This window comes from Clostridium sp. AF22-10, from assembly GCF_003478725.1.
Classification (GTDB): domain Bacteria; phylum Bacillota; class Clostridia; order Lachnospirales; family Lachnospiraceae; genus Otoolea; species Otoolea fessa.
Genome location: NZ_QUFZ01000028.1, coordinates 1 through 21,952, shown reverse-complemented (window position 1 = coordinate 21,952; position 21,952 = coordinate 1). Strand labels below are relative to the sequence as shown.

Below are 21,952 nucleotides of genomic sequence, written 5' to 3'. Positions count from 1 at the left end.
TAAAACAAAAACAGCCCGCGTATGGGAAGATTTGAAATTTTGAAAGAAAAGAGAGTTAAAAAATGAGAAAAATCCATTGCCTGAACCCGATTTCCAAGCTGGGAACCGGTTTACTGACCGAAAATTATGAGATGACTGACAACCTGGCGGAGGCAGAGGGCATTCTGGTCCGCAGTGCTGCCATGCATGATCTGGAACTTCCGAAGGGACTGCGTGCTGTTGCACGTGCCGGAGCGGGCGTCAACAACATTCCGCTTGACAAGTGTGCGGAGCTGGTGTTGTCGTATTCAATACACCGGGCGCCAATGCAAACGGTGTCAAAGAGCTGGTGCTGGCTGGCATGCTGCTGGGAGCCAGAGACGTAGTCGGCGGCATCGACTGGTGCAAGGAGCAGAAGGACAATGAAAATATCTCCAAAGATATGGAGAAGGCGAAAAAGAAATTTGCCGGTCATGAGATCCGCGGCAAAAAGCTTGGTGTTATCGGACTGGGCGCCATCGGCGCAGAGGTTGCAAACGCAGCTGCAGCGCTCGGCATGGAAGTATACGGCTATGACCCGTTTATTTCTGTCAAAGCAGCGTGGATGCTTTCCAGAGACGTAAAGCACATCACATCGGTTGATACGATCTATCAGGAATGCGATTACATCACCGTTCATGTACCGCTGCTTGACAGCACCCGCCAGATGATCAACAAAGACAGCCTGGGACAGATGAAGGACGGTGTGGTTATCTTAAACTTTGCGCGTGACCTTCTGGTAAATGACGACGATATGGCAGAGGCGCTGGCTTCCGGTCGTGTAAAACGCTATATCACCGATTTCCCGAATGCAAAAGTAATGCAGATGCCGAACGTCATCGCAACCCCACATCTGGGCGCATCCACAGAAGAATCCGAGGATAACTGTGCCGTGATGGCAGTCAAAGAGCTGATGGATTACCTGGACAATGGTAATATCAAGAATTCCGTCAACTTTCCGAATTGCGATATGGGCGTGTGCACAACCGTAGGTCGTCTTGCACTTCTTCATAAGAACGTGCCGAACATGATCGGACAGATTTCCTCGATCCTGGCATCGACTGACATGAACATCGCAAACATGACGAACAAGAGCCGTGATAAATACGCTTATACGCTGGTTGATCTGGAGACCAAGGCAGACGCGGCGACGATTGAGAAGCTGAAAGCTATTCAGGGTATGATGCGCGTGCGCGTGATCAAATAATAAGTGAACATAAAAATGGCGGATTATATCGTATAAGGTAGTTCTGCTGAAAACAGCCGGAGAAAGTGTGGTTTTGGCGCACCTTTTTCGGCTGTTTTTGTCATTGGGTGGAAAATTGCTCAAGACTGGAGTCTTTCATTTCATAAACACGCGTCCACTCCTTAGTGCCATCTTTTTTGACAGTTTCGGAGCGGTTTATCGCCAGAAAACGGATCAGTTCATAGCAGTCAATCCAGATTTCGTTGTTTCCTTCTTTCTGGGATTCGTCAAAAATGAGCTGCAATCCGAAATGCAGGTGCGGTTCAGCGATGTTGTTGGTGTTTTCAGTGCTGCTGTAGCCGGTGTGCCCGAGATAACCGATCACGTCCCCGGCGGTGACGAGACTGCCCTCTTTCAGGTTTGACTGGTAGGGGTAGTCTTTGCGTAAATGTGCATAATAGTAGTATCGTTTCCCGTCAAAGCTGCGGATGCCGATGCGCCAGCCGCCGTACTGGTTCCAGCCGAGCGCCTCGACGCGCCCGGATTCCACAGCAATCACAGGCGTTCCCGTCTGCCCCATCATATCATGCCCGAGATGCCGTCTCCGGTAACCGTAGCTGCGGGAGACACCGAAATCGTCATAGTGGCTGTAGGGAAAGTTTTTCGCCAGTGGGAGAAACGCTTTCAGACCATATTTGGTAACCCAGACTTTTTCCTCACCGGAGGGAGTCAGGGGGACAGCGTCGGGATCGGAGAGAGTGGGGGCTGGGGTTTCAAGAGAAGTTTGTGTGTTGGATGAGGCTGAAGTTTCTGGTGAAGCTTGACTGGCTGAGTCGATTGTGTCTGTACCAGTTGTTGCTGCTGTTGTTGTTGGTGGTGGTGCGTAGGAAGTATTGGCAGCCGGATCCCCTTCCTGTATCTGCGCGTCCGCCAGTGCAAAAGCCGGTGCTTCCGATTTTGGAATCTCAATTTCATACAGTCCGACCATTCCATCCAGAACCGCGCCGTAAGCCTCACGATAATAGGCAAAAGAGGTCATATTTTTCGTCAATTCTTCCACTGTAACGCCATTTTGGAGCTGTTCGGCAGCTTCCGTCATATCGGACGCCTGATAATGTGAAAAATCGCCCCCGTAGCGCGCCCCCAGGTAGGCGAGCAGATCGACCCAGTTCAGATGGAGATCCTGCTGGCAGGTATCAACATCATAGCGGAACGCCTGTGTCATGGCGTCGGCGGTTACATCGAAATCCACCCAGCGGATAAAATGTTCCGACGCATTCCCGACCGTGACCTGACGGCTGTTCGGACGCTGGAAGGACCAGCTGACAAAGAGCGCCGCAATGGCGCAGATTTCCAGTGCAATGATAACAGAACTTCGTTTCAAGACAGATCCCTCCTGTGCGATAGTATTTAAATGCGAAGCCACGGCAAATTCCGTTACTGGGCACGTATGCGTGAACAATAACATTTTTGCAATCTGATAAGATTGTATGAGAGGATGGGAGAAAGTATGAGTCCATCTTTGGAAAAATATGAGAAAAAGCGTTTGAGGCGAGGAAAAAGGATGGGCTGATTCAGGCAAACAGATTATACAAACAGATTATATCAGAGAGAAAAGTGATAGAAAAAATAGAAGAAAATAATAGATGACCTGCAGAGAGATAAAAAAGAGAGTAAATCATATATACAAGGAGGTACATGAAATGGAAAAGAAGGAAGAAAAGAAAAAGCCGTCCGGCTCATTCTCAGAAGTCTGGGACAAGCGCGGACAGGAGACGGATGCAGCCAATGATTTCCGGAAGAAAATCGAGATGGAGATTACCGAGGCACGCCCGGGCTATGCAGTTGGAGAGATTGTATTGAAACCGTGGCATATGAATATCTTAGGTATCGTGCACGGCGGCGTCCTGTATTCACTGGCGGATACCGTGGGCGGCACCGCAGCGATGACCGGGCGCGACTACGCAGTCCCGACTGTGGATGGCACGATCCATTATCTGAAAGCTGGAAAAAACACATCCAAAATCATCGCCCGGGCGCAGGAAATACAGAATGGTTATGCATTTTCGGTGTGCGAATGCAAGATTTATGATGATAAGGAGACGCTACTGGCATCGGCGACGATGACATATTATCATTTGAGGAAGAGGTAGAGCTGCAAGATACAATCACAGCTCTATCACACTCCCATCCTCCGGTACCAGCAAATTCCCATGATAATAGGCTTCCCCTTCAGCGCGGTACAAAGCAGCGCGTTCCGGATAAGTCTTATCTTCAGTGTGCCACAGAATCAAATGCCGCGCACCGAGGCGTTCGGCGAGTTCGCAGGCATCTTTGACGGTGCTGTGGTGTTTTTCATAAGGGGAGAAGATTTCCCGGTCGCGGTAGAGGCAGAAGGCTTCGTGGAAGAGCCAGTCGGCGCCTTTGGCAAATTCTTCGCAGAGCGGGTTCAGCGGTTCGTCGCCCGGGCAGCAGACGATCTTGCCGTCTGGCAGCACAGCGCGGAAGCCGAACTGGCGCGCCTTGGTCGAATGAATGTCAAAGAAGGTGACCTCCATATCGAGAATCTGCCGGGTTTCGCGGTCAGAAACCGGGATGAGCTGGATCGGATCGCCGATCAGGTCGCAGAATTTCTTCTGGAGTGTCAGGCGGCAGAAGGTCTGAATCGTGTCGATCAGCCCGTCGTGGCAGTAAATATGAAAAATTCCCTCATAATTTCCCTTTTTGATGGCAGTGCCAATCATCCGGATCATCCAGATCACGCCGAGAATGTGGTCGGTGTGTTCGTGTGTCACGAAGAGATGGTGGATGCGGTTTAATGGAACCTGCATTTCTTCCAGAATCCGCAGGATGCCATTGCCGCCGCCGGCGTCTGTCATGAAATATTCCTCGCCGGATCGGATGGCGAAGCAGGTATTATAATAACGTGTCATCGTGGCGTTGCCGGTGCCAAACACGTAGAGAGTGTGTGGTTGCGTCATGAATGTTCCTCCTGTATTTATGTAAAAATATGTTTCTGTTCACGGGTAGGCACTTTTGGAACCGAAAGTGCCGTAAGAAAACGTAATGGCAGCAGGAATTTGCCGTATTGAAATGCGAAGCCACGGCAAATTCCGTTACTGGGCACGTATGCGTGTGCAGTAACAAAAGTATGTTTCTGTTCACGAGTAGGCACTTTTGGAACCGAAAGTGCCGAAAATATATTTTGACCCTGATCTGAATCTATGCTACTATAAATCTATTAAAAAGGCAAATGCAATGTAGATAATGTGCTGTTTACCCAAAGCGAGCGCGACGATAACGAGTCACGACAATATCCGGGCAGACAGCGCAGTTTGGGAGCTGATAACATGAGGGATTTAGCATATTTGAAGCTGCTTTCGCGGGAGTATCCGAATATCCGGGCGGCGGCGAGTGATATTATTAATTTACAGGCAATTTGTGGACTTCCGAAGGGCACGGAATATTTTTTCAGTGACCTGCACGGTGAGCATGAGGCGTTTATTTATCTGCTCCGCAGTTCGTCGGGTATTATCCGGGAGAAGATCCGCGAGACATTTGGACATATTATTTCGGAGGAGGACGAGGTGCGGCTGGCGAACCTTATTTATTATCCGGAAAAAATGATCAATCAGATCAAACAGGCGAACGAATACACGGAGGACTGGCAGAAGACGGCGGTGTACCGTCTGGTGCAGATCTGCCGGGAGGTTTCGTCGAAATACACCCGTTCCAAGGTGAGAAAAAAGATGCCGAGGGAATTTTCGGGTGTGATCGATGAGCTTTTATATGTCGATAATACCGATGACAATAAGACGGAGTATTACAGCGAACTCATCAATACCCTGATTGACGTCCGGGTGGCGGACAGCTTTATTGTCGTGATCTGCAGCCTGATCCGGAGTCTGACGATCGATAATCTTCATATCCTGGGCGATATATTTGACCGTGGTCCGAGACCAGATATCATTCTGGAGGAACTGATGCATTTCCATGATGTGGATATCCAGTGGGGCAATCATGATATTTCGTGGATGGGCGCGGCGACGGGCAACCGGGCGTGTATCTGCAATGTTTTGCGTATGGCGCTCGGTTACAATGGATTTGATGTATTGGAGGACGGCTACGGAATTAACCTGCGCCCGCTGTCGATGTTTGCGGAGCGCGTGTACCGGGACGATCCGTGTACCTGTTTTCTGCCGCAGATTCTTGACAAAAATATTTACGACGCAGTGGATCCGAAGCTGGCGGCGAAGATGCACAAGGCGATCGCGGTGTTACAGTATAAGGAAGAGGGGCAGATCATCAAGCGCCATCCGGAGTACGGGATGGAAGAGCGGATACTTCTGTCAGCGATTCGTTATGACCGCGGCACGGTCACGATCGATGGAAAAGAGTATCCGATGCGCGACATGAATTTCCCGACGGTGGATCCGGCGGATCCGCTGCGGCTGACGGACGAAGAGGAAGAGCTGCTTCACACGCTGGAGCTGTCGTTCCGCCACAATGCGCGGCTGCATGAGCATGTCCGTTTCCTATATTCCAACGGAAGCATGTATAAATGCTGCAATTCCAACCTGCTCTATCACGGCTGTATCCCGATGACGGAGAATCGGGAATTTGACGGTCTGATGGTGGGCGGCAAGATGTACCGCGGCAAGGAATTGATGGATTTTATTGACACACAGGTTAAAAATGCCTATTTTCTTCCAGAGGACGCGCCAGAGAAGGAGGCGTGCCGCGATTTTATGTGGTATCTGTGGAATGGTGCGAAATCGCCGGTATTTGGAAAGGACAAAAACCGCAGCTTTGAGCATTATTTCATCGAGGATCCGGAAGTGATGAGAGAGACGATGAACCCGTATTACCAGCTCAGTGAGGAAGAAGAGACCTGCGATATGATTTTGAAGGAATTTGGACTTCCGACGAAGGGATCGCATATCATCAACGGGCATATGCCGGTGAAGATTAAGAGTGGAGAGACACCGATCCGGGCTGGCGGCAAGCTCTTCATCATTGACGGCGGGCTGTCGAAAGCCTACCAGGAGCGGACGGGAATCGCCGGATATACGTTGATTTTCAATTCGCACCATCTCGCGCTTGCGGAACACAAGCCATTTGACCCGGAGCGCGAGCGGACGCCGAAGGTATATATTGTGGAGAAAATGCAGAAGCGCATCACAGTGGCGGATACCGATGAGGGCAAGGAGCTGGCGGGCCGCATCGAGGATCTGAAAGAGCTCTTGAAAGCGTACCGGAGCGGACTTTTGAAAGAGCGCATACGCTGAGGCAGTTGAAAGGGACGGGAACTGGAAGCTTGTTTCTTTCGGCTGGGTGAAACGGGAGAAACGGGACGGTTTGAGGAATAAGGAGACAAGATGAGAAAGACAGAGTTTTTACAGGAGCTTCGGGAGGCGCTGGACGGCGAGGTTTCGGCTTCAGTCATCCAGAGCAACATAAGCTATTACGATCAGTATATCAGCCAGGAGGCGGCGAAAGGGCGCCGGGAGGAAGAAGTGATCGAGGAGATCGGCAGCCCACGCCTGATTGCGAAAACCATTATCGACAGCAGCGAGGGCGCCGGGGAGACCGGCCAGGGCGGTTCGTACACTTCGGGAGACGCTGCCGGGAGCGGGCGCACAGCGTCCTCCTACAACGGCGGTTTTTCGGAGCGGGACGACAGCGGTCTGCCGCCGAACTTCCATTACATCGATTTGAACAAATGGTACTGGAAGGTGATTCTCAGCGTGGTGGTTATTGCGATCTTATTTGTGCTGTTTGCACTGGTCGGAGGTATTTTTACCATCCTGATTCATCTGGCGGGGCCGATTCTTCTGATTTGGCTGATCTATACAGTTATTAAGAGTATTTGGAAATAGAAAAGAACCCCTGCCGCCGGCTGTGAGGGATGACCGGAGCGGGGGTTCTTTTCTTGTTTTTTCGCAAACATATGGAGGTTTATTGAGTTGAAAAATGTTGTATTATGGAACATTTCAGAGGGAGTTTCCATAATACAAAAAAAGCACTTGTCATGCCGTCTTTGGCAAACAAATGCTTTTTAGCTGGGCTACAAGGATTCGAACCTTGAAAATGACGGAGTCAGAGTCCGTTGCCTTACCATTTGGCGATAGCCCAATGAATTGAACGATTTGTATTATACTGTAAGGAAACAGATTCGTCAACTACTTTTTTCGCTTTTTTGATAATTTTTTTTGTTTGGGCGGCTGCTGTGGCAGAAACCGCGCCATGCGTCCGGCAAATTCTGCAATATTCTGGGTCTGTAAGTAGACAACGTGGTTCGAATCGGATATAATGAGTTTCATGACAGAATGTTAAGGCAGTATAGGACGAAACGGCAGATGGCGGATGCGCGGAGATGGTGCGGAGAGCCGGAAGCCGGAAAGGAAAAGAGAGCGATATGTATACATTTGACAGCCGGGTCCGGTACAGTGAGACGGATGAAGAGGGAAATCTTTCTGTGGTGGGAATCATGAATTATCTTCAGGATTGTTCGACGTTCCAGTCGGAGGATCTGAAACTCGGGATTTCCTATCTGAATGAGGAAAAACGGGCGTGGTGGCTGAGCGGATGGCAGATAGAGATTCTCAGACAGCCGCATTTTGGCGAGCGGATCCGTATTTCGACCTGGCCGTATGGGTTTAAGGGAATCTATGGCTACCGGAATTTCACGATCGAGGATGAGATGGGAAACCCGCTGGTGCGGGCGGATTCGACCTGGTTTTACTACGATCTGGAAAAAGGATGCCCGGTGCGGGTGCCGGAAAGCCAGTTGGAGGGCTACCAGATTGAAGATAAACCGCTTGCAATGCCGCCAGCGCCGAAGAAAATCCGCCTGCCTGAGACGTATGAGACGGCGGCGCCGGTCACGGTGGAACGCCATCATCTCGATACGAACCGGCACGTGAACAATGCACAGTATGTGGCGATTGCGCGTGAATTGCTGCCTGTGGACTTTGCACTCGGAGAACTGCGAGTGGAGTACCGGAAGGCGGCAGTGCTTGGGAATGTGATGTACCCGAAACTGGCGCAGGTGCCGGAAGGATACGTGGTATCGCTGCAGGATGCGGAAGGTCAGGTGTATGCGAATTTGTGGCTGGCAAGGACTGGTTTGTAAAGAGTTTGTATGTAGCAGTGAAGAAACTGAATCATTGCAGCCGAAGAAAGATTCGGCGTGGATTGTCTGCCAGTGAATGAAAAATGCAACCGTTAAATAAAAAAAGAGATCGGCAGAAAAGAGAGGACGAATGACATGATTGAACTGGGAAGAGTACAGGAACTGATGGTAGTGCGGGAGAAAAACTTCGGCGTGTATCTGGGACAGAAGAAAGATGATGCGGCGGCGGTCCTGCTTCCGAAGAAACAGGTGCCGGAGGGCACAAAAGTGGGCGATAAGCTCAAGGTGTTTATTTATAAAGATTCCGAGGACCGCCTGATTGCGACGACCTCGATGCCGAAACTGGAACTGGGCGGGACGGCGGTTTTGAAGGTCAAGGATGTATCGAAGATCGGCGCCTTTCTCGATATGGGGCTGGAAAAAGATCTGCTGCTCCCGTTTAAAGAGCAGGTATATCCGGTTCGCGCCGGGGAAGAGTGCCTGGTAGCGCTGTATATCGATAAGAGTGGTCGTCTGGCGGCGACGATGAAGGTATATTCGTATCTTTGCAGCGATGCACCGTACAGGAAGGACGAGTGGACCGAGGGGCGAGTCTATGAGATCAATGAAAATCTGGGCGTGTTCGTGGCAGTGGCAGACCACTATTTCGGTCTGATTCCGAACCGTGAGCTGTATGGAAAATGCCGCCTGGGCGAGGTTTTAAAGGTACGCGTGACGAAGGTGCGCGAGGATGGAAAACTGGATTTGAGCCTGCGCGAGGTGGCGTATCGTCAGATGAATGCGGATGCCGAGGCGGTGCTGGCACGTCTGAAAGAAAAAAACGGCGTTCTTCCGTTCAATGACCGCGTGGAGCCGGAGATTATCCGCCGCGAATTTAATTTAAGCAAAAACGCGTTCAAGCGTGCGGTTGGACACCTTTTAAAAGAAGGAAAAGTAGAAGTAAACGAAGATTCTATCCGTTTAAAATAAAAGACAAAGGAGAGATTTGGCATGAAGAAAGTAATCAGCACAACCAATGCACCGGCAGCGATCGGTCCGTATTCCCAGGCAATCGAGGTAAATGGAATGGTATTTGCATCCGGTCAGATTCCGGTCAATCCGGCAAACGGCGAGATCCCGGAGGGAATCGAGGCTCAGGCAGAGCAGGTTTTAACCAATGTAAAGAATCTTTTGGCGGCAGCAGGCGCTTCCATGGAGCAGGTTGTAAAGACCACCGTATTTATCCAGAACATGGATGATTTCGGAAAGGTAAATGAAATCTATGCGAAATATTTCGAGGGCGCATGCCCGGCACGTTCCTGCGTCGAGGTATCTAAGCTTCCGAAGGGTGTACTGATGGAGATGGAAGCGATCGCAGCAAAATAAGAATGAATCGCATATTTGGAAAATTTCGCCGGAAAAACAAGTTCCAGTTTGTGAAAATCCCGGCGTGTGAGGGCAAAATGACGAAAAAATTCACTTTTTTTCGTCCGCCCTCTTTTTTTTTTCGTCACTTTGCTTTAAAATAGAGAGAAAGATCCGTCCAAGATTCAGAGAGAAAACGGTTATGGTCCACAGGCACAGATTGCCGGAGGGGTAACAAACGGGTTTGGGGGATGACAGGTTGGAAGACCCGGAAACACAGCTGGACGGAGGATAAAAGAAAAGGAGAGAGGAATATGATTTCGAACCAGATACTCCAGACAAACATCGAGGGGTTAAAGGGAATTACGCGTGTCGATCTCTGTATCTGTGATACGGAAGGCAAGGTGCTGGCATCCACATTTACTGGCGCTGAAGAATATGAGAGTGCAATTCTGGCTTTCGTAGACTCTCCGGCGGACAGTCAGGTGATACAGGGATATCAGTTTTTCAAGGTGTTTGACGATCACCAGTTAGAATATATACTTCTTGCCAAGGGCGGAAGCGACGACGTATACATGGTCGGCAAGATGGCGGCATTTCAGGTTCAGAACCTCCTGGTAGCTTACAAGGAGCGCTTTGACAAGGACAATTTTATCAAGAACCTGCTGCTTGACAACCTGCTTCTGGTTGACATTTATAACCGTGCGAAGAAGCTGCACATCGAGACGAACGTCAAGCGGATCGTATTTATCATCGAGACGCAGCATGAGAAGGATGTGAATGCGCTTGAGACCGTCCGCAGCCTGTTCTCGACCAAGACGAAGGATTTCATCACGGCAGTGGATGAGAAGAACATTATTCTGGTCAAGGAAGTGAAGCCGGGCGAGACTTACGACGATCTGGAAAAGACAGCCACATCGATCGTAGATATGCTCAATACCGAGTCCTTGACGCGTGTCAGCGTGGCATTCGGTACGATTGTCAACGAGATCAAAGACGTATCGCGTTCTTATAAAGAGGCGAAGATGGCGTTGGATGTAGGAAAGATTTTCTACAGCAGCAAAAATGTGGTCGCATACAGCAAGCTGGGAATCGGACGTCTGATCTATCAGCTGCCGCTGCCGTTGTGCCGGATGTTTATCAAGGAAATTTTTGATGGCAAATCGCCGGATGAGTTTGATGAGGAGACGCTTACGACAATCAACAAGTTCTTCGAGAACAGCCTGAACGTATCTGAGACTTCCCGACAGCTTTACATCCATCGCAATACACTGGTATACCGTCTGGATAAGCTCCAGAAGAGCACGGGATTGGATCTGCGGGTGTTTGAGGATGCGATCACATTTAAGATTGCCCTAATGGTTGTAAAATATATGAAATACATGGAAAACCTGGATTATTAATCCAAATTGCTGTGGCGGGGAGGAAGATTGCCTTTGCCGCAGCAATTTCATTTGGAGAATTGAAAAAGAGGATTTACGCATGATAGAGGTTAAAAATCTCACCAAGACGTACAAGACGGGGAATAAAGCCTTAAAGGGAATCAATATTCAGATTCAGGACGGCGAGTTTGTTTTCATCATGGGACGAAGCGGTTCCGGCAAATCGACGCTTTTAAAGCTTCTTTTGAAGGAGCTGGAGCCGACTTCCGGCCAGATTATCGTCAACGATATGGATCTGGAAAAGATGCCGAGACGCTACATCCCGAAGTACCGCAGACGGCTGGGAATGGTGTTTCAGGATTTCCGTCTGTTGAAGGATAAGACGGTATATGAAAATGTCGCGTTTGCACAGCGGGTCATCGGCGTATCGCCCCGTGAGATTAAGAAAAATGTGCCGGAAATGCTCCGACTGGTAGGGCTTTCTTCAAAATATAAAGCATACCCTAACCAGCTCTCGGGCGGCGAGCAGCAGCGTGTTGCGATTGCCCGTGCGCTGATCAACTCGCCGGAGATACTTCTGGCGGACGAGCCGACGGGAAACCTGGATGTACATAATTCCATGGAGATCATGGAGCTTCTGGAGGAGATAAACCGGCGCGGGACGACGGTGCTTGTGGTAACGCACAGCCGGGAGATCGTAGCAGAGATGGGAAAACGTGTGATCACGCTGACGCGCGGCGTGCTGACGGGAGATCAAAAAGGCGGTATCTGGCATGAAAATTAGTACATTGATTTACTGCACCAAGGAGGGCATGCGCAATATCATCCGGAATATCTGGTTTTCACTGGCGTCGGTGGCGATTATTTCGGCATGTATTTTCCTGTTCTGTATGTTTTTTGGCTTGATTGCCAACGTACAGTATATGGTGCGGAATGCAGAATCTACAGTAGGAATCACGGTTTTCTTCAATGAAGATATGAGTGAGGACGATATACAGAAAATCGGGGATGAGATACGCGCCCGCGATGAGGTCAAGGAAGTAAAGTATGTTTCTGCCGAGGAGGCATGGGAGAATTTTAAGAAAGAATATTTTAAGGGAGTCGAGGATCTGGCAGAAGGATTTGCGGATGACAACCCGTTAGCCGGTTCGGCGTCCTACGAGATCTATCTGAAAGACATTGACATGCAGGATGACATGGTTGCATGGCTTGGCACGGTGCAGGGGATCCGGAAGATCAATTATTCGAGCGATACGGCGTCCGGGCTTTCAAGCTTCAACAAGATGCTGGGACTTTTGTCGGGGGTGATCATCGCTATTCTGCTGGCAGTTGCTATCTTCCTTATCAGCAATACGATCACGACGGCAGCTGCATTTAGGCGGGAGGAAAACCGGATCATGCGCCTGATCGGTGCGACGAATTTCATGATCCGTGCGCCGTTCGTTGTACAGGGTGTGATGATCGGTCTGGTTGGCGCGCTGATTCCGCTGGCGATCACGTATTTTCTGTACCGCCAGGCGGTTGTATATATGATGGAACGGTTTGATATCTTGTCGAACCTGATTGAATTTATCCCGATTCAGACCATTTTCCCGAGCATGGTAGCCGTGGCGATGGCGCTGGGCGTGGGAATCGGTTTTGTCGGAAGTTTCTTTACGATCCGCAGACATTTAAAGGTGTAAGAAACATTGGCGGCTGCTGTAAGAGAATGCGGCGGCAGCGAAAATTTGCGGTAAAAAGGATGAGAACATGAAAAAACAGGGATTGAAAATACGTGCGGCTCTGTTCCTTGTGACGGCGGCGCTGGCGTCTTCCCCAGTGCTGACCTCGGTGGCGGCAGCGACGAAAAAGGATGTAAGCAGCGCCAAGGATAAGAAAAGCGCCCTGGAACAGGAGAAAAAGAAGACCGAGGAGGCGATCAAAAGCCTTCAGGGTCTGAAAAGTAACACCGAGAGCTATGTCAAGGAGCTGGACACGAAGATGAATGATCTGCAGTCGCAGGTCACGAAGCTGGAAAATAATATTTCCAGCAAGCAGAAAAGCATCAATGAGACGGCGGTAAAGCTGGAGGAAGCGCAGAAAACTGAAAAAAAGCAGTATGCTTCGATGAAAATGCGTATCAAATATATGTATGAGAAGGGCGATAGCAGCTACTTAAATCTGCTTCTGGAAGCCCGTTCGCTCTCGGAGCTTTTAAACCGGGCAGAGTATGTTTCAAAGATTTCGGAGTATGACCGGAAGATGCTCGACCAGTATGTGGCGACGAAAGAGTCCATCGCGGACAGCAAGAAAAAGCTGGAGACGGAGAAGACGGAGCTGCAAGAGATGAAGACGCAGACGGAGGCAAAGCAGGATTCAGTCCAGCTTCTCCTGAATGAGAAAAATAAAGAACTCCAGAACGTCAACGCGCAGATCGGCGAGAAATCAGCGCAGGCGAAAGCGTATGAGGACGATATCAAGGCGCAGGAAGCCAAGATCGCGCAGATGGAGGCGGAGATTAAGAAGAAGGAAGCGGAAGAGGCGGCGAAAAAAGCGGCAGAGGAAGCTGCCAGAAAAGCCGCCGCAGCGGGAAAAACGAATAATTCGACCGCGAAAGGGAATACTGGCAGTACGACTACCACTTCGACGGGAAGTTCTTCGCTGCGCTGGCCGTGCCCTGCAAGCGGACGCATTACATCTGGATTCGGAAAACGTAAATCACCGACGGCGGGCGCGTCCTCGAACCATAAGGGCATTGATATCAGCGCTTCGACCGGCAGCAGCATCGTGGCAGCCGCCGGAGGAACGGTTTCGATTGCAACCTACAGTTATTCGGCTGGAAATTATGTTGTGGTCAACCATGGAAATGGACTTTCAACCGTGTATATGCACTGTTCCCAGCTTCTGGTATCGGCAGGGGATACGGTAAAAGCCGGACAGACGATCGCGAAGGTAGGTTCGACCGGATATTCGACAGGTTCTCATCTGCATTTTGCAGTCCGCAAGAACGGAAGTTATGTAAACCCTTCGAGCTATGTAAGTCCGTAGTGCGGAAAGTATCAGGTGGCTGCAAAAGATGAAATCCGGGTAACTGTTCAGTAGGTCTGCGCATTTACTGCGCTGACCGTACGAAAACATGGACCAGCAGGCAAAAATCCCATTGCCGTAGGCAATTTTTGATGGATTTTTGCGCGTGACTGTGAAGGTACTGAACAGTTACAAATCCGGAAGGAATAGACAGGAATCAGGAGGCATAAGAGATGGACAGTAAAAATAAATTCTGGCGCGGTGTGATGGTCGGTGTGCTGGTGACAGCACTGGTGTGTCTGATCACGGTCGGTGCTTCGGCGGGGATTTACATGTTTGGACGCCGTGTGATCGATAATCAGACACAGGTACAGGTACAGACCGAGGGAACACCGTCGCAGGCACAGGAGCCGGTCAATTTTGAGAATGTCACGAAAAAGCTGGAGCAGATACAGGATATTATCGATAAAAAGTACCTGTTTGAGGAAAAAATTGATACATCCGAGGAGGAAGCCGGCATTTATCAGGGCTTTTTGAGTGGTTTAAATGATCCGTATGCGGTTTACTATACGCCGGACGAGCTGACAAGCTTCCTGGATGAGACAAATGGTTCTTACTGCGGCATCGGCGCTCTGGTATCCCAGAATGTCCAGACCGGCGTCAGCACGATCGTGCGCGTCTTTGAGGGCAGCCCGGCCGAGGAGGCAGGCATCCTTCCGGGTGATGCGCTTTATAAGGTAGACGGCACCGAGGTGATTGGCATGGATCTGTCGCTTCTGGTCAATAATTACGTCAAGGGCGAGGAAGGCAGCCAGCTGACGATCACGGTTTATCGTGAAAATAGCGACGAGTACAAGGATATCACCCTGACCCGCAGACCGATCGATGTGCAGACGGTGTCAGGCAAGATGCTGGATGAAGAGATCGGATATATTTCCGTTGCAGAGTTTGACCGTGTGACTGCCGATCAGTTTAAATCCAAGATCGAGGAACTGCAGGGCGAGGGCATGAAGCGCCTGATCATCGATCTGCGGAACAACCCGGGCGGCGAGGTGACGACGGTTGTCTCAATGGCGGATTATATCCTGAAAGATGGCGGACGGATCCTGACCGTGGCAAATAAGAAGGGCACGGAGGAGACATACGACGCTGAGGATGGACACAGCCTGGAGATCCCGATGGTTGTGCTGGTAAATGGCAATTCCGCCAGCGCGTCGGAGGTATTTACCGGTGCGATGAAGGATTACGGCGTGGCGACGATCGTCGGAACGAAGACTTTCGGTAAAGGTATCGTGCAGACGCTGATGCCGCTTTCGGATGGAAGCGCGATCAAGCTGACGACCGACCATTATTATACGCCGAATGGAAATGATATCCATGGAAAAGGCATCGAGCCGGATCTCGAGGTGGAGCTGGATGAAGAGGCGGCGCAGGAAGTCGTGATTCCAGAGGAGAAGGATAATCAGCTGCAGAAGGCGGTTGAGGTTGTGAAGGGAAAGTAACTTCTTATTTACACGACCCCAAAACTTACGGCACTTTCGATTCCAAAAGTGCCTATCCGTGAACAGTAACTTTAAAAGTATCCAGAAAAATAAGTGCGTTAGATCCTGAAACAGCTTGAAAAGTGGCAGTTTCAGGATTTAACGCTTAAAGTCGTGTCTGTTTTGGCTTTTTGAGAAAGACGATGAGTGAAGAATCTGGTATTTTTGATACTATAGAAAAAGAGGGAGAAATAGAATTATGTATGTAATTGCAGGACTTGGAAATCCGGGAAGAGAATATGAGGGAACCCGCCACAATGTGGGATTTATGACGCTGGATGCGCTGGCGGACAAGTATAACATTGATGTCCGGGAGAAAGCATTTAAGGGACTGATCGGAAAAGGCGTGATCGAGGGAAATAAGGTCATTCTGGTAAAGCCGCAGATGTATATGAACCTGAGCGGCGAGTGCATCCGTCAGGTGATGGATTATTATAAGGTAGATCCAGCGGAGTTTATCGTGATTTATGACGATATCAGCCTGGTTCCGGGCGGCATCCGGATCCGCAAAAAGGCAGCGCGGGCGGCCACAATGGAATCAAAAATATCATCGCCCATCTGGGAACGCAGGAATTTCCACGCGTGCGGATCGGTGTGGGCGAGAAGCCGGCGCGCATGGATCTGGCAGACTATGTGCTGGGACGTTTTCCGAAAGAGGAAGCCGAAACGATGACGACGGCGTTTAAGGACGGTGCGGCGGCAGTCGTGGATATGATGACAGAGGGCGTTGAGGCGGCGATGAACCATTTTAACGGCGCGGCGCGCGGGGAGAAGGAGAAGCTAGAGAAGCAGAAGGCGGAGAGGAAGGAGGAAGTCAAGACACAATGAGCGATTTATTTGCAAATCCGTTAGAGGAGATGATCGAGTTTCAGGATCTCAAGACGGATTTACAGCTCGGACAGGGACCGCTTCTTGTCACGGGATGCCTGGATTCGCAGAAGGTGCATCTGCTGTCCGAGCTTTCGGATCTGACGCCCTGGAAGCTGATTGTCACCTACGATGATTCGAGGGCGCGGGAGATCTGTGAGGATTACCGGTGCTTTGATACGGATATTTCGCTGTACCCGGCGAGGGATCTGCTGTTTTATACGTCGGATATCCACGGAAACCTGCTGACGAAACAGCGGATTCAGGTCATGCGGCGGGTCCTGGAGAGTTCCGGCGGCGTGGTGGTCACGACGATCGACGGGCTGATGGAACATCTGCTGCCGCTTGCGTGGATGAAAGAGCGGAGTCTCACGATCGGGACAGAAGATGTGGTCGAGGTCGGGAAGCTGACGCACGCCCTGGCAGAAATGGGATATGAGAAGGTCGCGCAGGTTGAGGGATCAGGGCAGTTTTCGGTGCGCGGCGGTATCATTGACATTTTCCCGCTGACGGAGGAGGTGCCGTACCGGATCGAGCTGTGGGGCGACGAGGTCGATTCGATCCGTACCTTCGACCCGGAGAGCCAGCGATCGATCGAGCAGGTGGATGAGGCAGTGATCTATCCGGCGACGGAGATGGCGCTGACGCCGGAGCAGATTCAGGATGGAACCGAGGCGATCGAGAAAGACCGCAGGAAATACGTGAAAAAGCTCCGGGATGCCATGAAGACGGAAGAGGCGTACCGGATGGATTCGGCTGTCTCGGAGGTCTTAGAGGGGCTTCGCGAGGGCTTCCGGGTGCATGGGCTGGGAAGCTATATCCGGTATTTCTGCAAGGAAACGGTATCGTTTTTAAACTATTTTCCAGTCGATGAGCTGACGATTTTCCTGGATGAGCCGCTGCGCTTGAAGGAAAAAGCAGAGACGACCGAGACGGAGTTCCGGGAGAGCATGTCGCACCGTCTCGAGGGCGGCTATCTGCTTCCGGGGCAGACTTCCTTCCTCTATTCGGCGAAGGAGACGCTGGCGATGGCAATGCGCCCGCGCACTCTTTTACTGCTGGGGCTGGATCAGAAGCTCTCCGGCATGACGGTTAAGAAAAAATACAGTCTGAGCGTTAAAAATGTCAATTCCTACCAGAATGGATTTGAGCTTTTAATCAGCGATCTGGCGCGCTGGAAGAAGGAAAAATACCGGGTGGTATTGCTGGCTGGTTCGCGGACGCGCGCGAGCCGTCTGGCGGGCGATCTGCGGGAGTATGATTTAAGTGCCTTCTGCCCGGATGAGGGCGAAAACACCGTGAAACCGGGTGAAATCCTGGTGACTTACGGAAAGCTGCATCGGGGATTTGAATATCCGCTGATTAAGTTCGTCGTGATCACCGAGGGAGACATGTTCGGCGGCGGACGGGGGCGGAAAAAGAAGAAAAAGACCTCCTACCAGGGTAAGAAAATCCAGAGCTTTTCCGAGCTTTCGATCGGCGATTATGTGGTGCATGAGAGCCACGGACTCGGCATTTACCGGGGCATTGAGAAGATCGAGCAGGACAAGGTCGTCAAGGATTACATCAAGATTGAGTACCGCGACGGCGGTAATCTCTATCTTCCGGCGACCCGCCTGGAGGGAATCCAGAAATATGCCGGTTCGGATGCCAGGACGCCGAAGCTCAATAAACTGGGCGGAATGGAATGGAATAAGACGAAGAGCAAGGTGCGCGGTGCGGTCCGTGATATTGCAAAGGATCTCGTCGAGCTTTATGCAGCGCGTCAGCGGAGCGAGGGCTACCAGTATGGACCGGATACGGTCTGGCAGAGGGAATTTGAGGAAATGTTCCCGTTTGAGGAGACGGAGGATCAGCTGGAGGCGATCGAGGCGACCAAAAAAGACATGGAAAGCCGCCGCATCATGGACCGCCTGATCTGCGGCGACGTTGGATACGGCAAGACGGAGATAGCGCTCCGGGCGGCATTTAAGGCGATTCAGGAGGGTAAGCAGGTTGTGTATCTGGTGCCGACCACAATTTTGGCGCAGCAGCATTACAATACCTTTGTGCAGAGGATGAAGGATTTCCCAGTGCGGGTCGATATGCTGTCGCGTTTCCGCACGGCGGGCGAGCAGAAAAAAACGCTGGAAGATCTGAAAAAAGGGCAGGTGGACGTCGTGATCGGAACGCACCGCGTCCTTTCTAAGGATGTTGTCTTTAAAAATCTGGGGCTTCTGATCATCGATGAGGAACAGCGCTTCGGTGTGGCACATAAGGAAAAGATCAAGAAATTAAAGGAAAATGTAGACGTTCTGACGCTGACGGCGACGCCGATTCCGCGTACCCTGCATATGAGTCTCATTGGCATCCGGGATATGAGTGTCCTGGAGGAACCGCCGGTGGACCGCCTGCCGATTCAGACCTACGTCATGGAGTACAACGACGAGATGGTGCGCGAGGCGATTCACAGGGAGCTGGCGCGGGGCGGACAGGTATATTATGTCTACAACCGTGTCAATAACATCGACGAGGTGGCAAACCATGTGGCGGCTCTGGTGCCGGAGGCAAACGTCGTGTTCGCCCACGGGCAGATGCACGAACATGAACTGGAAAAAATTATGCTGGATTTCGTTGAGGGCAATATCGACGTTCTGGTGTCCACGACCATCATTGAGACGGGACTGGACATTCCGAATGCGAACACGATCATCATCACGACGCCGACCGGCTTGGGCTGTCGCAGCTCTACCAGATCCGCGGTCGCGTCGGACGTTCCGGGCGGACTTCGTATGCGTTTCTCATGTACCGGCGCGACAAGCTGCTGCGTGAGGAGGCGGAAAAACGTCTGCAGGCGATCCGTGAATTTACGGAGCTGGGAAGCGGTATCAAGATTGCGATGCGCGATCTGGAGCTGCGCGGTGCCGGAAATCTTCTGGGCGCGGAACAGCATGGCCACATGCAGGCGGTCGGTTATGACCTGTACTGCAAGCTCTTAAACGAGGCGGTGCTGGCACTTCGCGGTAAGAACGAAGCCGAGGACTTCGAGACGGTGGTGGACTGCGACATCGACGCGTATATTCCGCCGTCCTACATCCGCAATGAATATCAGAAACTCGACGTTTACAAGCGGATTTCCGGTATTGAGAACCAGGAAGAGTACATGGATATGCAGGATGAGCTGATCGACCGCTTTGGCGAGATTCCACGTTCGGTGGAGAACCTGTTAAAGATCGCCGATCTAAAAGCGCTTGCTCATCAGGCGGGTGTCGTGGAGGTCGATGTAAAGAAGCAGGATATCACGATTCAGATGTACCAGAAAGCCGATCTGGACGTCTCCGGCATTCCGGCGCTGATGGAGAAATATAAGGGCACGCTGACCTCAGGACGGGTGATGTGCCGTCGTTCTATTACCGCGACGTGCGGCAGAAACATACGGACTGCGAGACGATGCTTGTGAAGGCGCGGGAGATTCTTTCCGGGCTCGCGGCGCTGGCGAAAGAGTAGTTTTTAATTGTGTAGAAAAGATTGAAAGTATATTTGAAATGAAAATATATTTTTAATATTGACATATATATCAAAGATGATAATATATAATCAAATTAAAGCTTGTTTACTAAATTTAAAGAAGGGAGGGATTCCAATGCAGCAAAAATGTGGGATGCTCATTAATAATGTGAATAACGTTAAGAGGTGGTTTTATGAAAAAAATTATGAGTATTTTATTGTCGATAGTTATGTCAACTTCATTGGTAATCCCAACATTTGCGGAAGCGCCGCCATATTCAATAGATAAAGTGGCAACAAAGGTTGTGATTGATCAACATGAATTGAGAGATATTTATGATAAATATGCTTCGGTAACGGATGAAACTGTTGTGGAAGATATGTTAATGGAAGATTTTGGTTTTTCAAGATCGGAAGTTAAAGAATTATTGGAAGTAAGCAAAAGTGGTAGTGGAGGATCTACAGGTGCTTCGAGGGCATCTAGTATAACTGGAAGATTACCAGCAACAGCTGCTATAGGAACCGTTGTAAATATTGTGTATACAATTGATTTGCAAGAAATGAAAGATTTAGCGACAATAACTAATTTTATCGCAAGACAGGTAGGCGGAGCAGGAGCAGGGGTAGCAGTGGCAGCACTTGTTGCTAAAACAGTTTTAGCAGCTGCACAAAAGGGTGGCATAAACTATGCAAAAGTTACAATATCTTATACATATGGCTATAATAATGATGGAGTATTAGGGTGGACGCCAGGTTATACCAAGTATGAGTATTGGTAATAAAAAAGGGAGATGCAATGAAAGAGAATAGAGTATCAAATGAATTCCGTCAAGGAAGAGAAGCAACGTTTGCCGCTTTATTAATGGAACTGTGTCTTTGTGGGGAGCGAATTGCTTCCATAATGGGAATTAGAAATTGGTATGATCAGGTGGGAACTGTTAGAATTTTTCTTTGTATTTTGATTTTTTGTTATTATTATATAATTAAAAAACCAAGATTATTAGATACGCCTGAATGGTATGAGCTAATGAAAAAAGATAGAGTGATTTATGGAATGTGGATCTTGGAAATGATAATATTAGTTAGTAGTATTGGAACTTGAGTGAAAAACAAAGGGGGCGTCAGTTGCTCCCTTTGTTTCTATAAATTATGAGATTGGGAATTTTATGAAGAATAATTATTTAAGTGAACGAGAAATGAATGTTATGCAGGTTTTGTGGAAGTATGAAAAACCCATGACGGTGACAGAAATTGTAGAATCTGAAAAAGAATTGACAACGCCAACAGTCCATACTGTGTTAAGAAAATTGCTTGATAAGGGTTATGTTCAGGTTATTGATACAGTTCAGACTGGAAAAGTTTTTGCTAGGCGATATAAAGCGAAAAAGACTCAGGATGAAGAAATAGAAGAAAAAATAGAAAAATGTATGAAAAATTCTAGAAATCCTATGTCCTTTGTAAATACAATAACAGCAGCTTTGTTGAATGGAGCAGTAGATGAAGAGTCGGTTATTGACGAATTAGAACGTATAGTTCAAAAAAGAAAAAAAGAGATTTTATGAAAATAACATATACATCAATTTTATCGGCAATATGTAGTTCAATTTTGCTATTGGGTTTTTTGTCGGTTTATATATGGAAAAAGCAAGAAAATTATAGCTTGTATGAAGTAAAATTACTTATTTTTTGCACTGTACTAACAGGAGTAAGATTATTTTTTCCAATAGATATTTGCGGAATAAGTCATACGATAGGAATAAAAATATTATATCCAGAACTTTGTCGCTTTATGCGGGGGAAAATAGGATTTTTAAGTCATTTTTCTGTACTTTTTTGATTAGTTTACTTGGAAGTTTTCTTATCTTAGTGCAAAAAAGTTTATCATATATATCATTTATAAAATTAATAAAAGAAATAAGACATATATATCATTTATAAAATTAATAAAAGAAATAAGACCGATAGAGTATATTCGTGTTAAAAAGTA

At 49.3% G+C, this 21,952-nt stretch carries 17 protein-coding genes, 1 tRNA gene and 3 pseudogenes; 18 read left to right on the top strand and 3 right to left on the bottom strand.

Annotation, left to right across the window (positions count from 1 at the left end; genetic code table 11):
- The first annotated feature begins 62 nt into the window (after window positions 1-62).
- Window positions 63-1,225: pseudogene (locus tag DWX91_RS14535) on the top strand (phosphoglycerate dehydrogenase).
- A gap of 100 nt (window positions 1,226-1,325) precedes the next feature.
- Here the strand turns inward: DWX91_RS14535 and DWX91_RS14530 are convergent.
- Window positions 1,326-2,588 carry a M23 family metallopeptidase gene (locus tag DWX91_RS14530; protein ID WP_333549117.1) on the bottom strand — a complete coding sequence of 421 codons (1,263 nt, stop codon included), beginning with the start codon at window positions 2,586-2,588 and terminating at the stop codon, window positions 1,326-1,328.
- Window positions 2,589-2,907: 319 nt separating this feature from the next.
- Here DWX91_RS14530 and DWX91_RS14525 point away from each other — a divergent pair, with 319 nt between their 5' ends.
- Entirely contained in the window at window positions 2,908-3,357 is a 450-nt protein-coding gene (locus DWX91_RS14525) for a PaaI family thioesterase (protein WP_182427970.1), read from the top strand.
- Between the two features lie 15 nt (window positions 3,358-3,372).
- Here DWX91_RS14525 and DWX91_RS14520 read toward each other — a convergent pair whose 3' ends face one another.
- Window positions 3,373-4,185, bottom strand: a complete 813-nt coding sequence (locus tag DWX91_RS14520) for an MBL fold metallo-hydrolase (protein WP_118472936.1) — start codon at window positions 4,183-4,185, stop codon at window positions 3,373-3,375.
- A 369-nt stretch (window positions 4,186-4,554) separates the two neighbouring features.
- Here DWX91_RS14520 and DWX91_RS14515 point away from each other — a divergent pair, with 369 nt between their 5' ends.
- Window positions 4,555-6,492, top strand: a complete 1,938-nt coding sequence (locus DWX91_RS14515; protein WP_118472935.1) for a fructose-1,6-bisphosphatase — start codon at window positions 4,555-4,557, stop codon at window positions 6,490-6,492.
- A 90-nt stretch (window positions 6,493-6,582) separates the two neighbouring features.
- Complete coding sequence (locus DWX91_RS14510; RefSeq protein ID WP_107001476.1) at window positions 6,583-7,083, top strand: HAAS signaling domain-containing protein; 501 nt, start codon at window positions 6,583-6,585, stop codon at window positions 7,081-7,083.
- Window positions 7,084-7,266: 183 nt separating this feature from the next.
- Here the strand turns inward: DWX91_RS14510 and DWX91_RS14505 are convergent.
- Window positions 7,267-7,339: transfer RNA gene (locus DWX91_RS14505), tRNA-Gln, on the bottom strand.
- A gap of 283 nt (window positions 7,340-7,622) precedes the next feature.
- Here DWX91_RS14505 and DWX91_RS14500 point away from each other — a divergent pair.
- The 14 genes and pseudogenes from DWX91_RS14500 (at window position 7,623) to DWX91_RS16460 (ending at window position 21,802) form a co-directional block, all read left to right on the top strand.
- The gene (locus DWX91_RS14500; protein ID WP_118293429.1) at window positions 7,623-8,339 is read left to right on the top strand and encodes an acyl-[acyl-carrier-protein] thioesterase; all 717 of its coding nucleotides are present in this window, start codon (window positions 7,623-7,625) and stop codon (window positions 8,337-8,339) included.
- Between the two features lie 135 nt (window positions 8,340-8,474).
- Window positions 8,475-9,308 carry a S1 RNA-binding domain-containing protein gene (locus DWX91_RS14495; RefSeq protein ID WP_118472934.1) on the top strand — a complete coding sequence of 278 codons (834 nt, stop codon included), beginning with the start codon at window positions 8,475-8,477 and terminating at the stop codon, window positions 9,306-9,308.
- 21 nt (window positions 9,309-9,329) lie between these two features.
- Window positions 9,330-9,704, top strand: a complete 375-nt coding sequence (locus tag DWX91_RS14490; RefSeq protein ID WP_117796020.1) for a RidA family protein — start codon at window positions 9,330-9,332, stop codon at window positions 9,702-9,704.
- 293 nt (window positions 9,705-9,997) lie between these two features.
- The gene (locus tag DWX91_RS14485; protein WP_107001479.1) at window positions 9,998-11,086 is read left to right on the top strand and encodes a PucR family transcriptional regulator; all 1,089 of its coding nucleotides are present in this window, start codon (window positions 9,998-10,000) and stop codon (window positions 11,084-11,086) included.
- Window positions 11,087-11,165: 79 nt separating this feature from the next.
- A complete protein-coding gene (gene ftsE / locus DWX91_RS14480) occupies window positions 11,166-11,849 on the top strand; it encodes a cell division ATP-binding protein FtsE (RefSeq protein WP_022359885.1) in 684 nt (227 codons plus the stop codon).
- Window positions 11,839-12,747 (top strand): permease-like cell division protein FtsX, encoded by a 909-nt coding sequence (gene ftsX / locus DWX91_RS14475; protein ID WP_118293415.1) that lies wholly within the window; start codon window positions 11,839-11,841, stop codon window positions 12,745-12,747. The genes ftsE and ftsX overlap by 11 nt, the downstream gene beginning before the upstream one ends.
- A 67-nt stretch (window positions 12,748-12,814) precedes the next feature.
- Window positions 12,815-14,092: a murein hydrolase activator EnvC family protein gene (locus DWX91_RS14470; RefSeq protein WP_107001481.1), complete on the top strand. Its 1,278-nt coding sequence runs from the start codon at window positions 12,815-12,817 to the stop codon at window positions 14,090-14,092.
- 212 nt (window positions 14,093-14,304) lie between these two features.
- Window positions 14,305-15,573: a S41 family peptidase gene (locus DWX91_RS14465; protein WP_022359888.1), complete on the top strand. Its 1,269-nt coding sequence runs from the start codon at window positions 14,305-14,307 to the stop codon at window positions 15,571-15,573.
- A 238-nt stretch (window positions 15,574-15,811) separates the two neighbouring features.
- A pseudogene (gene pth / locus DWX91_RS14460) lies at window positions 15,812-16,440 on the top strand (aminoacyl-tRNA hydrolase).
- A pseudogene (gene mfd / locus DWX91_RS14455) lies at window positions 16,437-19,965 on the top strand (transcription-repair coupling factor). The pseudogenes pth and mfd overlap by 4 nt, the downstream one beginning before the upstream one ends.
- 194 nt (window positions 19,966-20,159) lie before the next feature.
- Window positions 20,160-20,744 (top strand): hypothetical protein, encoded by a 585-nt coding sequence (locus DWX91_RS14450; protein WP_107001484.1) that lies wholly within the window; start codon window positions 20,160-20,162, stop codon window positions 20,742-20,744.
- Window positions 20,745-20,761: 17 nt separating this feature from the next.
- Entirely contained in the window at window positions 20,762-21,067 is a 306-nt protein-coding gene (locus DWX91_RS14445; protein ID WP_107001485.1) for a hypothetical protein, read from the top strand.
- A gap of 64 nt (window positions 21,068-21,131) precedes the next feature.
- Window positions 21,132-21,527 carry a BlaI/MecI/CopY family transcriptional regulator gene (locus DWX91_RS14440; RefSeq protein ID WP_107001486.1) on the top strand — a complete coding sequence of 132 codons (396 nt, stop codon included), beginning with the start codon at window positions 21,132-21,134 and terminating at the stop codon, window positions 21,525-21,527.
- Window positions 21,524-21,802, top strand: a complete 279-nt coding sequence (locus DWX91_RS16460) for a hypothetical protein (RefSeq protein WP_147353412.1) — start codon at window positions 21,524-21,526, stop codon at window positions 21,800-21,802. The genes DWX91_RS14440 and DWX91_RS16460 overlap by 4 nt, the downstream gene beginning before the upstream one ends.
- Window positions 21,803-21,952: the final 150 nt, after the last annotated feature.

What these genes read in the sequence shown, in the direction of transcription:
- ftsE (WP_022359885.1), top strand. Translation starts at nt 11,166, where the DNA reads ATGATAGAGGTTAAAAATCTCACCAAGACGTACAAGACGGGGAATAAA.
- ftsX (WP_118293415.1), top strand. Translation starts at nt 11,839, where the DNA reads ATGAAAATTAGTACATTGATTTACTGCACCAAGGAGGGCATGCGCAAT.
- DWX91_RS16460 (WP_147353412.1), top strand. Translation starts at nt 21,524, where the DNA reads ATGAAAATAACATATACATCAATTTTATCGGCAATATGTAGTTCAATT.
- DWX91_RS14525 (WP_182427970.1), top strand. Translation starts at nt 2,908, where the DNA reads ATGGAAAAGAAGGAAGAAAAGAAAAAGCCGTCCGGCTCATTCTCAGAA.
- DWX91_RS14450 (WP_107001484.1), top strand. Translation starts at nt 20,160, where the DNA reads ATGAAAAAAATTATGAGTATTTTATTGTCGATAGTTATGTCAACTTCA.
- DWX91_RS14510 (WP_107001476.1), top strand. Translation starts at nt 6,583, where the DNA reads ATGAGAAAGACAGAGTTTTTACAGGAGCTTCGGGAGGCGCTGGACGGC.
- DWX91_RS14515 (WP_118472935.1), top strand. Translation starts at nt 4,555, where the DNA reads ATGAGGGATTTAGCATATTTGAAGCTGCTTTCGCGGGAGTATCCGAAT.
- DWX91_RS14470 (WP_107001481.1), top strand. Translation starts at nt 12,815, where the DNA reads ATGAAAAAACAGGGATTGAAAATACGTGCGGCTCTGTTCCTTGTGACG.
- DWX91_RS14520 (WP_118472936.1), bottom strand. Translation starts at nt 4,185, where the DNA reads ATGACGCAACCACACACTCTCTACGTGTTTGGCACCGGCAACGCCACG.
- DWX91_RS14485 (WP_107001479.1), top strand. Translation starts at nt 9,998, where the DNA reads ATGATTTCGAACCAGATACTCCAGACAAACATCGAGGGGTTAAAGGGA.
- DWX91_RS14490 (WP_117796020.1), top strand. Translation starts at nt 9,330, where the DNA reads ATGAAGAAAGTAATCAGCACAACCAATGCACCGGCAGCGATCGGTCCG.
- DWX91_RS14445 (WP_107001485.1), top strand. Translation starts at nt 20,762, where the DNA reads ATGAAAGAGAATAGAGTATCAAATGAATTCCGTCAAGGAAGAGAAGCA.
- DWX91_RS14495 (WP_118472934.1), top strand. Translation starts at nt 8,475, where the DNA reads ATGATTGAACTGGGAAGAGTACAGGAACTGATGGTAGTGCGGGAGAAA.
- DWX91_RS14440 (WP_107001486.1), top strand. Translation starts at nt 21,132, where the DNA reads ATGAAGAATAATTATTTAAGTGAACGAGAAATGAATGTTATGCAGGTT.
- DWX91_RS14500 (WP_118293429.1), top strand. Translation starts at nt 7,623, where the DNA reads ATGTATACATTTGACAGCCGGGTCCGGTACAGTGAGACGGATGAAGAG.
- DWX91_RS14465 (WP_022359888.1), top strand. Translation starts at nt 14,305, where the DNA reads ATGGACAGTAAAAATAAATTCTGGCGCGGTGTGATGGTCGGTGTGCTG.